A 12,410-nucleotide genomic window follows, 5' to 3' on the forward strand; every position below is an offset into this window, starting at 1 on the left:
AAATCCGTTGAACGACACCGAAGAGTAGCTCTGCGTGTACGCTCCGGCATCGAGAAGGTCGACGTGATCCCCGCCCCGCAGCGCCAACGGCAGCCGGTAGGGGGTGCGCTGGTAGAGCACGTCGTCTCCGTCGCAGGTCGGCCCCGCCACCACGACCGGTCCGTCCGGCCCGCCGTCGTGTGCGGTCACCAGCCGGTACGCGATCGCCTCGTTCTCCGTCTCGGCAAGCCCGCTGTAGCGGCCGATGTCGAGGTACACCCAGCGCCGTTCGTCGTCGGCTGCCTTGCGGGATACCAGCACGACCTCGCTGCGGATCATCCCCGCCGACGCCACCACCGCCCGCCCCGGTTCGAACGACAACGCCGGTGCCACCGCGAAATGCCGCGCGACCGACTCCCGAACGGCCGTCGCGTACTCGCTCCACGGCGGCGCGTCGCTCACATAGCCGACCGGGAATCCGCCGCCGATGTTCAACCCCCGCAACGACACTCCGTGCTCCGCCACGGCCCGGGAGATGCGCGCCGCCGCCGCGATCCCGATGTCCCACGCCGCCGGGTCGAGATGCTGCGACCCGACGTGGAACGCCACCCCTTCCGGATCGAGCCCGAGCTCCGCCGCCTGGACGAGCAACTCGACCGCCATCTCCGGCGCACAGCCGAACTTGCGCCCGAACGGCGTCAACGCCCCCGGACTGTCCACGAGAATCCGGCAGGAGACCGTCGATCCCGGCGCATGCTCGGCGATGTTCCGCAGATCTTCCGCACTGTCAAAGGCAAAACGCCGGACTCCGACCCGGTGTGCGTACGCGATGTCACGAGCTTTCTTGATCGTGTTGCCGTAGGAAAGCGCCTCCGGCGCCACTCCTTGCCCGAGGCAAAGCTCGATCTCTTCCCACCCGGCGACGTCGAACCCGGCCCCCGCCTGGCGCACCGCGCGGATCACCTCCGGCGCCGGATTGGCCTTGACCGCGTAGTACATCCGGGCTTCCGGAAGCACCCGCTGAAGCCGTTCGCAGTTCTCCCGCACCGTGTCCAGATCGACCACGAGACACGGCGTCGGCGGATCCCGGTCGTCGAGAAACGCCCGACACCGCTGCTGAGCTTCAGTCACGACGCCGAAGTATAGGTTGCCCGGTGCGGTTCTTCACCCGTTCAGCAGCTCCCCGAGCCGTCGCCGCGCGAACTCCACGAACGCACCGCTGTCCATCACCCGGCACTCCGCCGCCCCGATCCGCCCGATCCGCACCTCGCCCGCCGCCTCGAACTCCGCCCCGACCTGAGGGAAAAACCGCCCGTTGTCGTCTCCGACGTCACCGGTCCGCACCCACACTCGCTCGCCGTCCACGAGGTAAGGAAACCGCCGCACCTTCCGCCGGTGATGCGGCACCAGCGACTCCGCGTAGTGCAGGAACGAGTTCCGGTTGTGCCCGACCCCGATCAACACGATCTGCGCGCCGTGCCGGTGCATCCAGTCGAACGGAGACCCCACTCCGACCGCGTACCCGAGCGGTTGCTGCGCGGTCACCTCAGCCGCCCGCTTCCCCACCGCGGCAACAGACGCCTGCGGATGCCGGCTGCGAAACCGCCCCTGCCAACCCAGAACCGCGTTGGGAACCGCTCCCATCGCAGTGGGGAAATCCGGATGGAATAACGGAACCCGATCCCGGGCCGCGTCCACCGCGGAATCGCCCGCCCCGCCGTGCAACGGAAACGGGTCAGCGATCTCCCCGGTAAACGCCGGAACCACCAGCGTCCCGTCCGTGCCCACCGCCCGCAACACACCGCGCACCACCGCCGCTGCGCCGCCGGCAACCTCCCCCAAGGCAGACAACGACGAATGCACGATCACCACGCCGCCTTCCACCACCCCCAACCGCCGCAACCCGTCACCCACCTGGGCAGCATCCACCACCACGAACCCCCATCCGCTCAACCGACGCGGCAACCCTATCCGGTCCGTGAAGGGCCCCTTGCGGGAATTGGATTCCCTCAAGGGGCCCTTCACGGACTACCCCAGCAAACCCCAGAAAGTCCTCAACAGCCCTACCAGGCAACCGGCAATCTCCGCACCCCGTAGATGTTCTGCAGCTCCGACCGCAAGACCACTTCCCCGTCCACCCGCAACCCGGGGAACCGCCGCAACAGCTCCGGCAGCGCCACCGTCATCTCCACCCGAGCCAGCTGCTGCCCCAGGCACTGATGCACCCCGTGCCCGAACGCGACATGCCCCACCGCGTCCCGCCGCACGTCCAGCTCGTCCGGCCGGGGGAACCGCCGAGGATCCCGATTGGCTCCCAGCACCGAAACCACCACCGATTCCCCGGCCCGGATCACCTCCCCGCCGACCTCGACATCTTCCAGCGCCGCCCGCACTCCGGTGTGCGCGATCGACAGGTACCGCATCAGTTCCTCAACCGCCCCGCCAGCAGCCGCCGGATCGTCCCGGACCACCGCCAGCTGAGCCGGATGAGAAAGCAGCGCGTACGTCCCCAACGCGATCATGTTGGCGGTGGTGTCCAGCCCGGCAGCGAGCAGGAACGTGCCCAGCCCGGCCAATTCCTCGTCCGTCAAATCGCTGCCGGTCAGATCGCTCAGCAGATCGTCGGTCGGCGAAGCCCGCTTCGTCAGCACCAGCTCCCCGACGTACTCCTGCAGCGCGCCGTAGGCGTTCATCCGGTCCGTCTCCGGCAGATCCACGTCGCTGATCGCCGCGCTGTTGGCCTGGAACGATTCCCGATCCGCATACGGCACTCCCAGCAGCTCGCAGATCATCACCGCCGGCACCGGATGCGCGTACGCTTCGACCAGGTCGACGCCCGGCCCGGCCGCTTCCATCGCGTCCAGATGCTCGGCCGCCACCTCGGCGACGCGGTCCGACAGCAATCGCATCCGCCGCACGGTGAACTTCCCGGTCAGCAGCTTCCGGAAGCGGGTGTGCTCCGGCGCGTCGATCCCGGTCAGGTCCCCGACCGGAGCCGGCGGCAGCTGTTCGACGTGCTCCATCCCGGGAAGCGGAAAGTGCGACAGCTCGTACCGGTTGCTGAACCGCTGGTCCGCCGCCACCGCCCGCACTTCCGGGTAACCGGTGACCAGCCACCCGAGATGCCCGTCCGGGAACTTCATCCGCACCACCGGGGCCTCGTCGCGCAGCTCGCTCAACGCGGCGGGCGGATCGAACGGACAGCCCGGCGGCCGGCCCAGCGGAACTCCGTCCACCACCTTTTCGTGACTCATTTCATGCCCCCTCAGTGCGAGTATTCGCGATTGAAAAGCTTCTTGGACCAGAAGTAGCCGCCGAGACCCATCACCGCGCACCAGCCGAGCGCGAGCCACCAGTTGTTGCCCAGCGGCTCGTCGAGCAGGAGTCCGCGCAGCGTGTTGATGATCGGCGAGAACGGCTGGTACTCGGCGAACCACCGCAGCCCGGCGGGCATCGAATCGGTCGGCACGAACCCGCTGCCGAGGAAAGGCAGCAGCAGCAACGGCATCGGCGTGTTGCTGGCCGATTCGACGCTCTTGCTGACCTGTCCCAGCGCGACGCACAGCCACACCAGCGCGAGCGCCACCACCACGAGGAACCCGATCGCGGCGAGCCAGGACCCGAAGTCCGCCGCCGGCCGGAACCCGACCAGCAACGCCACCCCGGTGACCACCACCAGCCCGAACAACGCTTGCAGCACACTGCCGAGCACGTGCCCGGTCAGTACCGAAACCCGGGCGATGTGCATGGTCCGGAACCGGGCGATGACTCCTTCGGTCAGGTCCATCGCCACCGAGATCGCCGTTCCCTGCACGGTGGCGGTGATCGTCATCAGCAGAATCGTCGGAGCGACGAAGTTGGCGTATTCCGCTCTGCCGCCGCCCGCGCCGCCCAGCCCGGCGCCCAGTGTCCCGCCGAAGACGTAGACGAACAGCAGCAGGAACACCACCGGCATCCCGACGAGCATGATCGTCATCGACGGATACCGCAGCATGTGCCGCAGGTTGCGGCGCAGCATGGTCATCGAATCGCGGACCGGATAGAACCGCTGGTCCGGTCCGGCAAGGGTGGCAGTACTCATCGGGTGGCCGCCTTTTCGTCGGTCGAGGTGCCGGTCAGGGCGAGGAAGACGTCGTCGAGATCGGGGGTGTGCACGGAAAGCTCGTCGACCTGCACGGAAAGCTCGTCGAGCCGGTCGATCAGGGACTTGAGCGACTGCAGGCTGCCGTCGCTCGGCACGCGCAGCACGAGCGCGTCGTTCTCGCGCGACGCCTCCCGCAGTCCGCGGCTGGCCTGGAGGAGCTCTGCCTCCTCGCCGAACTTCAGCTGGACGTGCCCGCCGGGGATCTGCCGCTTGAGTTCGTCCGCGGTGCCTTCGGCGACCAGCCGGCCCTGTTCCAGCACCGCGATCCGGTCGGCCAGCTCATCGGCCTCGTCGAGGTATTGCGTGGTCAGGAAAATCGTGACGCCGCCGGCCACCAGCTCTCGGACGATCTGCCACATCGCGCGCCGGCTGCGCGGGTCCAGCCCGGTGGTCGGCTCGTCCAGGAAGATCACCTGCGGGCTGCCGACCAGAGTCATCGCCAGGTCGAGCCGGCGGCGCATCCCGCCGGAGTAGGTCGAAGCCGGCTTCTTCGCCGCCTCGACCAGATCGAACTGTTCGAGCAGCTGCCCGGTGCGGGCGCGCCGCGCGGTCTTGCCGAGATGGTGCAGATCCGCCATCAGCAGCAGGTTTTCCTCGCCGCTGAGCAGACTGTCGACCGCGGAGAACTGGCCGGTGACGCCGATCGAGGCGCGCACCCCATCCGGCTGGCGGGCGACGTCGAAGCCGGCCACCCGCGCTTCGCCGGAGTCGGCGTTGATCAAAGTGGACAGGATCTTCACGGTAGTGGTCTTGCCCGCGCCGTTGGCGCCGAGCAGCGAGAACACCGTGCCGCGGGCGACCGAGAGGTCCACGCCGTCGAGCACGACCTTGTCGCCATAGGACTTGCGCAGTCCGGTGGCCGCGATCGCGGGCCGGGAACCGTTGGTGTGCATGGTTTTTCTCCCCAGTATTCGCTGGTCAGGAACGGTGGACGAGGATGCCGCCGAACGAAGTGTGCGCGCGCACCTCGACGGTCTCGCCCGCGTCGGACGGCTTGGCGGATGCCGTCATCTCGTTGCGCACGTGGCCGAAGCCGGTCTTCACGTCGAGCCAGGCCGCGGTGCCTTCCGCGATGCCGATTTCCAGGTCTCCCATCGCGGTTTCGAGAGTCGCCGCGCCCCGGACGATCTCGCGGAGGCGGATCGCCCCGTTGGACGTCTTCGCATCGACGCTGGCCTCCGCCGAGTCGACGGTGATGTCGCCGTTGGCCGAGCGCACCCGCACGTCGCCGGTCGCGGAGGCGATCGTGGTGTCGCCGTTGGAGTTCTTGACCGCCGCGGTGCCGGCGATCGGGCCGAGCTGGATCTTGCCGGAAGCGGTGGTGATCTCCGCGTTGCCCGCGATCTCCTCGACGGTGATGTGGCCGACCGAGGTGTCGACGGTCAGCGGGCCGGTCCGGTCCAGGCTGACGTTGCCCGCCGCGGTCTTGAACCGGGACTGGCCGAGTACGCCGGTGGCGGAGAAGCCGCCGGCCTGCACCTCGGCCGACACCCGGGAGCCGGCCGGCAGCTCGATGGTCACGTCGACCGAGCGGGTCTTGCGAGAGAAGTCGAACAGCCCCGCTTTCGGGCCGGTGACGTGCAACGTCCCGTTGCTGAAGTCGGCGCGGACCTGCTTGGCGGCCTTGACGTCGGACTCGTCGGATTCGTCGGTCGGCCGGACCTCGACGGTGGTGTCGGCGCGGTCGGCCGCGACGAACCGGACCTGGCCGACGCCGAGGTCGAGGGTGACGGCGATGGGCTCGGGCGTCTCGAATTTAGGCATGGTTGTCCCCTGACAGTGTTGTGATGGAACGTCTCCGCAGTTCAGAGACGTGGATGAAGAACGGGTTCTAGCGGACCCAGCCGGTGAAGCTCTGCTTGGCGAATGTTCCGGCTTCGGATGCGTCGAAACGCACTTCGCGCTCCGAGCGCAGGGCGGCGGACGCGGCGCGGACGAGCCACGCGTTGACCGACCGGCCCTCCTTGGCCGCGGCTTCCTCCACTGCGGCTTTGAGCTGTTCGGGCAGCCGGACGTTGATCCGGGCCGACGGGCCGTCCTCGGCGAACAGCGGTTCGGCCTCCGGGACGGGTTCGGCCGCCGGCGCGGCCGGCTGCGGGGTTTCGGCAGGCGGCGCGGTCACGACGAACTTCGGGTCGCGGCCGCGCAGGCGCAGCTCGACCGAACCGGGAGCCAGGTCCCGGGTGATCTCGTCGGCCGCGCCGGACAGCGCTTCCAGCAGGGTCATCCGGATCGCCGATTCGAGCGAGCCGGTCAGACGCTCGACCAGCGCACGCCCCTCTTCGCCGCCGGTTTCGGCCAAGGTGGCGAACTCGCGGCCGAGGTGATTCACGTACGTGGTGAGGTCCATGGCACCACTATGGCACACCGATGGCACCACCACAAGCCATCATGGCTCAATTTGGCACCACGATGGCTCAGCAGCCACTAAACCCGCAGGTCAGCAAGTGGCACCACCACAAAAATTGGCCACCTGACCGCCTACACCAGGCCGCCCTGTCCCGCCCCGCCCCGCCACCCGCACCCCAATGTGGCATTGGGTGCATCACACGCACCCAATGTGGCATTCGGTGCATCACACGCACCCAATGCGGCACTCGGTGCACCACACGCACCCAATGCGGCACTCGGTGCACCACACGCACCCAATGCGGCATTCGGTGCACCACACGCACCCAATGCGGCATTCGGTGCATCACATGCACCCAATGCCACATTGGGGCTCGTTGGGGCGTGCGGCCGGCGGATCGGGCACGGTGGTTTGGGCTAGGAGAACAGTCCGCTGGCGTACCAGTCGTCGCGGTCGCGAACACCGGGCAGCGTGAAGAAGTAACCGCCGCCGAACGGCTGGACGTAATCCACCAGCGGCTCGCCGGCCAGCCGTTCCTGCACGGTTTCGAACTGCCGCCGCACGTCCTGCTGGTAGCAGACGAACACATGCCCGGCCTGGAGCTGGCCGTTCGCGTCGACGCCGAGGTCATAGCTGTAGGAACGGCGCAGGAGACGCTGGTTCTCGGTTGCCGGGGTGCGCGGGTTGGCCATCCGGATGTGCGAGGTGAGTGGGATGACCGAGCCCTTCGGATCCGCCTGGTAGTCCGGGTCGTCGGTTTCGGCGTTCCCGTCGAGCGGCGCGCCGGAATCGCGGCGGCGGCCGAACATTTTCTCCTGCTCGTTGATCGACACCCGGTCCCAGAACTCGACCAGCATCCGGATCAGCCGGACCACCTGGTAGCTGCCGCCGCGCGCCCAGGCCGGCTCCGCCGGGTCGTCGACCCAGACCAGGCCGCTCGCCTGCCCGCCGACCGGATTCGCGGTGCCGTCCTTGAACCCGAGCAGGTTCCGGCCCGCGCCGGACGGCCGCGGCGGCGGGTTGTAGCCGTGCATCTTCCAGCGCAGCTGCATCGCGGCGCGAGTGTGCCGGGTGAGGTCGCGGATCGCGTGGTGCACCGTGTCCGGGTTGTTGGCGCACAACTGGATCAGCAGGTCACCGTGCATCCAGGCGGCCTCCGGCGAATCGTCCGGGAAGATCCGCATCGGAGTCAGCTTCTTCGGTTTGCGATCGGCGAGACCGACTTTGTCGAAGAGGCTGGAGCCGAACGAGACGGTGACGGTAAGGCCGTCGGCGGGCACCGCCGGGCCGAGCACGTCGCTGTCCGACGGCGGTTTGCCCACCCCGAGATTCGGCGGAGTACCGCCAGCGGTCAGGAAACGCGCGCGATCGGTGAGCGTGCGCAGGAGCGCGATCAGGTCCGTCTTGGAGCTGCTGAGCAGGTCGAAGGCCGCGAACGCCGCGGACGCCTGCTTCTCCGCCGGACTGGGCGTGAGCACACCGGACTGGTTCGCGCCGTGAAACGGGTGCTCGGTCGCCGGAGCCGGCGCGGCACCGGCGGCGCGTTCGTCCGCCTGGGCGCCGCCGATCAGTACGCCGCCGGTCAGCGCGGTGCCGGCCGCTCCGGCCGCCGCGCCCTTCAGGAAATTGCGGCGATTGACGTTCGTCACTAGGGATTCACCAGCCGATCAGTGGCTCGGAGGGACTTCGAGCAGAGTGGGTGCCGCGGAAAGCGTCTCGACGACCGCACCGGCCGCGCCGTTCACCGCCTGCCGCTGCGCGAGCGGCACGGCGCTCGGTGCGCGATAACCGGTGGCTGCCAACGCTTCGTGCAGCTTGTCGAGCTGTGCGGTCGCCTCCCGGACGAGGCCTGGGGAACGCTCGTTGAGCAGCGGAGCCAGCTCGGCGAGAACGGTACGAGTGACTTCGACGTCTGCATCCGTTGCGGCGTAGGCCATTGCGCTGCCTTGATCGTCCATTCCGGACAGATGGTCGCGGATCGCGTCTTCGAGGATCTCGTGCACACGGACCGTCAGCTTCGTCGGATCCCCCGCGACGTCGTCGGTGTCGAGTTTTCCGCGCAGCGCGGCGAGATCCGCGGAGAGCTTGTCCGCGACCGGGACCAGCGAAGCCGGCCCCTGGCCGTGCCACAGCCCGTACTCCAGCCGATGCAAGCCGGTGAAGCGGGGATCGGCCGCGCCGCCCGGAAGTCCATCGGGCAGCCCGTCGACCGCGGTACCGGCGTCACCGAAGCTGTTGTAGGAAGCGCCGACGCGTTCCCAAGCCACTTGAGCGGTGACCCAGTCCTTCTTCGCCGCGTCGGCGTTGCCCGCCGCCAGATCTGCGCGGACGGCACCCACGGCGGTCGCCACGGCGGCGAGCTGCTGCCCGGCGTAGCCGAGGTACTTCTTGTTCGGGCCGTCGAGGTCGCCGGTGGTCACCGGTTTGACTGCGGTGCCGACGGTTTCCTTGGCTCCGCCGCTGACCTGGACCGGTGCCGAGGCACTGGCGGGCTGGCCGGACATCAGGCAGCGGAACGTGTACTCGCCGTCGGCGAGCGAAGCGGACATCGTGGCGCTCGTCGCCGGCCCGATCGTCTCGATCTCGGCGACGATCGCGCCGCTGCTGTCGTCCAGCCGGATCTCGCCGGCGTTGGCGGTCTTGTTGGCGACCGTGATGCTCTGCGTGCCGGGCCGCGCGGACTTCCACTCCGGCGCGCAACCCTGGTCGGTCACCGAAACGGCTGCCGCGGAACCGGCCGCCGCGGACGGCAGGACCGCGATCACCAGCGCCGCCACCGCGACCGGCACCAGCACGAGCGCGCCCGCGACGATCGCGGTGTGCCTGCCCGCCAGCCGTTCCCAGCGCCCAGCCGCCTCGGCGGGCTTCTCAGCGGGCTTTTCGGCGGGCCGCCGCCCGGCCTTGACGAACAGCGGGACGACGACCGCGAGGTACCCGATCCAGGCCGCGACTTGCAGCACCGTCATCCGGGGGGTCAGCTCGGTGACGCCGCTGATCAGGGAAACCCACCAGGAGTTCGGGTCGACAGAGCCGGCGAGGTCGAACGCCACCCAGCTCTGGCCGGGCAGGACGCCGCCGTCCTGGAGGTCGCCGAGACCGTAAGACAGCACGCCGGCCGCGATGACGATCAGTACGAACGCCGTGCGGCTGAAGAAAACGCCGAGATTGAGCCGGACCGCGCGGCGGTACAGCAGCCAGCAGAGCAGGATCGCGATACCGAGCCCGAGTGCCGCGCCGGTCAGTGGCGCGACCGTGGCGCCGGACGCCTTCACTGCCGTCCAGAGGAACAGCGTGGTCTCCAGGCCCTCGCGACCGACCGCGAGAAACGCGGTGAGGGCGAGCGCTCCCGCACCGATCGCTGCCGCGCGTTCGACTTCGCCGCGCAAATGGGCGGAAAGCCCGACCGCGGTCCTTCGCATCCAGAACACCATGGCGGTGACCAGGAAAACCGCCAGCACGCTCAGCGTGCCGCCGACGATCTGCTGCGCACGAGAAGAAAGGACATCGGTGGAAAAGGTGAGAATAGCGGCGAAACTACCCGCTACGGTCACCGCGCCCAAAACGCCGAGCCATACCGGAGCGGTCGACACCGAGCCGTCGTCTGGCCGGATCTTGCGCAGAGCGGCCAGCAGGATGCTGACCACGAGGCCCGCTTCCAGACCTTCGCGCAAGCCGATCATGAGATTGGGAACCGCGTCTGCCCACTGCACGGAGATTACGATAGGCAAACCTAATTCGCGGGCCGACAGGGGCCCCGCGATCAGTGCATTTTTTCCACGCTTCTCTGAAAAGTCCTATTCGGTGGCCACGATCCGCTCGACCGCCGCGGCGATCAGCTCGTCGCGTTCTTCTTCGGAGAAAACGTCCGGCAGAGTGAGCTGCTCGACGATCAGCCAGTTCAGCGTGAGGATGAGGAGCTTGACCGCGGTCGCGTCGCCGGGGAGACCGGAGGCGAGGTGATACGAGACGTTCGCGTCGACGTCGGCACGGACCCGTACGGTGAGGACCTCGCGCAGTTCCGGCCGCCGCGTCGCTTCGAGGCGGAGTTCGAGCAGTGCGAGGTAACCCGTGCGGAACGCGGCGATCCGGCCGACGAGCTCGCGCATGATCTGGGCATACGCGGCGCGGTCGCGACCCGGCGGGATCGTGTCGTCGTCCGGCTGCAACCGCTCGTAGACCCGGGCACCGGCCTGCGTGAACAGCTCGTCGCGGTTGGCGAAGTAGTTCGACGCGGTGCCGACCGGAACGCCCGCCTCGCTGTCCACCGCGCGAAAGGTCAGCCCGCGGGCCCCCTCGCGGGCCAGCACCTCGATCGCGCCATCGACCAGTGCCGCGCGCCGCTCGTCGTTCCTGCGCACCATTGACACCACTCCAGTTGTAGTTGTACGGTTCAAACCACTTCAATCAGAGTACTATAAGCGGAGTTGGTTGATGCGAAAGCTCGTGTACTACGTGGCGGTCTCCCTGGACGGCCGCATCGCCGGGCCTACCGGAGAGTTCGATTTCTTCCCCCAAGGCGACGAGCAGCAGACCGCGTCGTACCTGGGGTTCTTGAACAGCCTCTATCCGGAGACCGTGCCCACCGCGTTCCGGCCCATGCTCGGTCTGGACGACCAGCCCAACCGGCGGTTCGACACCGTGCTGATGGGCCTGGCCACCTACCGCGTGGACCCGTCGGTCACCAGTCCGTACGCGCACCTGCGGCAGTACGTGGTGTCGAGCACGCTGAAGCCGGACGTCGACCCGGCGGTGACCGTGGTCCCGGGCGACCCGGTCGGGCTGGTGCAGTCGCTGAAGAAGGAGGACGGCCTGGACATCTGGCTGTGCGGCGGCGGAAAACTGGCCGGAGCACTGTTGCCGGAGATCGACGAGCTGGTGATCAAGAGCTACCCGGTGGTCGCCGGAGCGGGCGTGCCGATGGTGGACGGCGGGTTCGATCCGACGGCGTTCGAGGTGACAGAGCGAACAGCGTTCCCGAATGGGGTCACCGCAACCCGGCTGGTCCGGCGTTGAGCCGGCCCCGCGAGTCCGGTCCGGGAAGGGCCCCTGGAGGGAATCCAATTCCCTCCAGCGGCCCTTCCCGGACGGAGCGGGAGCGGGTCAGTTGAGCTGGTCGGGGTCCGGCCCGGTGCGCAGGCCGCGATCGGCGGCGGCGATCGCGGCGAGGTCGGCGTCGGAGAGGGAGAAGTCGAAGACGTCCAGGTTCTGCCGGATCCGGGCCGGGGTGACCGACTTCGGGATCACGATGTTGCCCAGCTCCAGGTGCCAGCGCAGCACCACCTGCGCGGCGGATTTCCCGGTGCGCCCGGCGATTTCGGTGATCGCCGGATCGTTCAGGACCGCCCCCTGGGCGAGCGGGCTCCACGCCTCGGTGGCGATGCCGTGCTCGGCGTGGAAGGCGCGCAGTTCCGCCTGCTGCAGGCCGGGGTGCAGTTCGATCTGGTTGACCGCGGGCACGAGGTCGCTGTCGTCGATCAGCCGCCGCAGATGGGCGGGCTGGAAGTTGGACACGCCTGCGGCGCGGATCCGGCCGTCGCGGGCGAGCTGTTCCAGGGCGCGCCAGGTGTCGAGGTAGCGGTCGCGGGCGGGGGTCGGCCAGTGGATCAGGTAGAGGTCGACCTGGTCGAGACCGAGTTTCGCAAGGGAGGCGTCGAAGGCGCGGAGCGTCGAGTCGTAGCCCTGGTCCGCGTTCCAGAGCTTGGTGGTGACGAACAGCTCGTCGCGAGACAGGCCGGACTCGGCGATGGCGCGGCCGACGCCTGCTTCGTTGCCGTAGATCGCTGCGGTGTCGATGCTGCGGTAACCGGCTTGGAGGGCACTGGCGACGGCGGCGGCGGTCTCGTCGTCGGGAACCTGGAAGACGCCGAAGCCGAGTTGCGGGATGTCGACGCCGTTGTTGAGGCGAACGGCCGGGACGGTCATGTCAGCTGCCTTTCG

At 68.7% G+C, this 12,410-nt stretch carries 11 protein-coding genes and 1 pseudogene; 1 reads left to right on the forward strand and 11 read right to left on the reverse strand.

Annotated elements, in window-relative coordinates; all coding sequences use genetic code 11:
- Positions 1-54: 54 nt before the first annotated feature.
- From AMYBE_RS42310 to AMYBE_RS0125090, 10 genes and pseudogenes are all read right to left on the reverse strand, one after another.
- A pseudogene (locus AMYBE_RS42310) lies at positions 55-1,110 on the reverse strand (type III PLP-dependent enzyme); the annotation flags it as partial.
- A gap of 33 nt (positions 1,111-1,143) precedes the next feature.
- Entirely contained in the window at positions 1,144-1,893 is a 750-nt protein-coding gene (locus AMYBE_RS0125050) for an AAC(3) family N-acetyltransferase (protein WP_211226852.1), read from the reverse strand.
- A 149-nt stretch (positions 1,894-2,042) separates the two neighbouring features.
- On the reverse strand, positions 2,043-3,233 hold the full coding sequence (locus tag AMYBE_RS0125055) for a cytochrome P450 (protein WP_020662141.1): 1,191 nt from the start codon (positions 3,231-3,233) through the stop codon (positions 2,043-2,045).
- An 11-nt stretch (positions 3,234-3,244) separates the two neighbouring features.
- The gene (locus AMYBE_RS0125060; RefSeq protein ID WP_020662142.1) at positions 3,245-4,060 is read right to left on the reverse strand and encodes an ABC transporter permease; all 816 of its coding nucleotides are present in this window, start codon (positions 4,058-4,060) and stop codon (positions 3,245-3,247) included.
- Complete coding sequence (locus tag AMYBE_RS0125065; RefSeq protein ID WP_020662143.1) at positions 4,057-5,016, reverse strand: daunorubicin resistance protein DrrA family ABC transporter ATP-binding protein; 960 nt, start codon at positions 5,014-5,016, stop codon at positions 4,057-4,059. Before AMYBE_RS0125065 ends, AMYBE_RS0125060 begins: the two co-directional genes overlap by 4 nt.
- Positions 5,017-5,041: 25 nt before the next feature.
- Positions 5,042-5,887, reverse strand: coding sequence for a DUF4097 family beta strand repeat-containing protein (locus tag AMYBE_RS0125070; RefSeq protein WP_020662144.1), 846 nt, complete (start codon positions 5,885-5,887; stop codon positions 5,042-5,044).
- 67 nt (positions 5,888-5,954) lie between these two features.
- The gene (locus tag AMYBE_RS0125075) at positions 5,955-6,473 is read right to left on the reverse strand and encodes a YlcI/YnfO family protein (protein WP_020662145.1); all 519 of its coding nucleotides are present in this window, start codon (positions 6,471-6,473) and stop codon (positions 5,955-5,957) included.
- A gap of 416 nt (positions 6,474-6,889) precedes the next feature.
- The gene (gene efeB / locus AMYBE_RS0125080) at positions 6,890-8,122 is read right to left on the reverse strand and encodes an iron uptake transporter deferrochelatase/peroxidase subunit (protein ID WP_020662146.1); all 1,233 of its coding nucleotides are present in this window, start codon (positions 8,120-8,122) and stop codon (positions 6,890-6,892) included.
- An 18-nt stretch (positions 8,123-8,140) separates the two neighbouring features.
- A complete protein-coding gene (efeU, locus tag AMYBE_RS0125085) occupies positions 8,141-10,183 on the reverse strand; it encodes an iron uptake transporter permease EfeU (protein ID WP_027927982.1) in 2,043 nt (680 codons plus the stop codon).
- An 84-nt stretch (positions 10,184-10,267) separates the two neighbouring features.
- Entirely contained in the window at positions 10,268-10,834 is a 567-nt protein-coding gene (locus AMYBE_RS0125090) for a TetR/AcrR family transcriptional regulator (RefSeq protein ID WP_020662148.1), read from the reverse strand.
- Positions 10,835-10,904: 70 nt separating this feature from the next.
- Between AMYBE_RS0125090 and AMYBE_RS0125095 the strand changes: the two genes are divergently transcribed.
- Positions 10,905-11,486, forward strand: a complete 582-nt coding sequence (locus tag AMYBE_RS0125095) for a dihydrofolate reductase family protein (protein ID WP_020662149.1) — start codon at positions 10,905-10,907, stop codon at positions 11,484-11,486.
- A gap of 87 nt (positions 11,487-11,573) precedes the next feature.
- Here AMYBE_RS0125095 and AMYBE_RS0125100 read toward each other — a convergent pair whose 3' ends face one another.
- Positions 11,574-12,395: an aldo/keto reductase gene (locus AMYBE_RS0125100; protein ID WP_020662150.1), complete on the reverse strand. Its 822-nt coding sequence runs from the start codon at positions 12,393-12,395 to the stop codon at positions 11,574-11,576.
- Between the last annotated feature and the right edge of the window lie 15 nt (positions 12,396-12,410).

The sequence above is a fragment of the Amycolatopsis benzoatilytica AK 16/65 genome, from assembly GCF_000383915.1.
Classification (GTDB): domain Bacteria; phylum Actinomycetota; class Actinomycetes; order Mycobacteriales; family Pseudonocardiaceae; genus Amycolatopsis; species Amycolatopsis benzoatilytica.

Coding starts and splice junctions, on each gene's coding strand:
- AMYBE_RS0125060 (WP_020662142.1), bottom strand. CDS start 4,060: ATGAGTACTGCCACCCTTGCCGGACCGGACCAGCGGTTCTATCCGGTC.
- AMYBE_RS0125065 (WP_020662143.1), bottom strand. CDS start 5,016: ATGCACACCAACGGTTCCCGGCCCGCGATCGCGGCCACCGGACTGCGC.
- AMYBE_RS0125055 (WP_020662141.1), bottom strand. CDS start 3,233: ATGAGTCACGAAAAGGTGGTGGACGGAGTTCCGCTGGGCCGGCCGCCG.
- AMYBE_RS0125075 (WP_020662145.1), bottom strand. CDS start 6,473: ATGGACCTCACCACGTACGTGAATCACCTCGGCCGCGAGTTCGCCACC.
- AMYBE_RS0125100 (WP_020662150.1), bottom strand. CDS start 12,395: ATGACCGTCCCGGCCGTTCGCCTCAACAACGGCGTCGACATCCCGCAA.
- AMYBE_RS0125070 (WP_020662144.1), bottom strand. CDS start 5,887: ATGCCTAAATTCGAGACGCCCGAGCCCATCGCCGTCACCCTCGACCTC.
- AMYBE_RS0125090 (WP_020662148.1), bottom strand. CDS start 10,834: ATGGTGCGCAGGAACGACGAGCGGCGCGCGGCACTGGTCGATGGCGCG.
- AMYBE_RS0125095 (WP_020662149.1), top strand. CDS start 10,905: ATGCGAAAGCTCGTGTACTACGTGGCGGTCTCCCTGGACGGCCGCATC.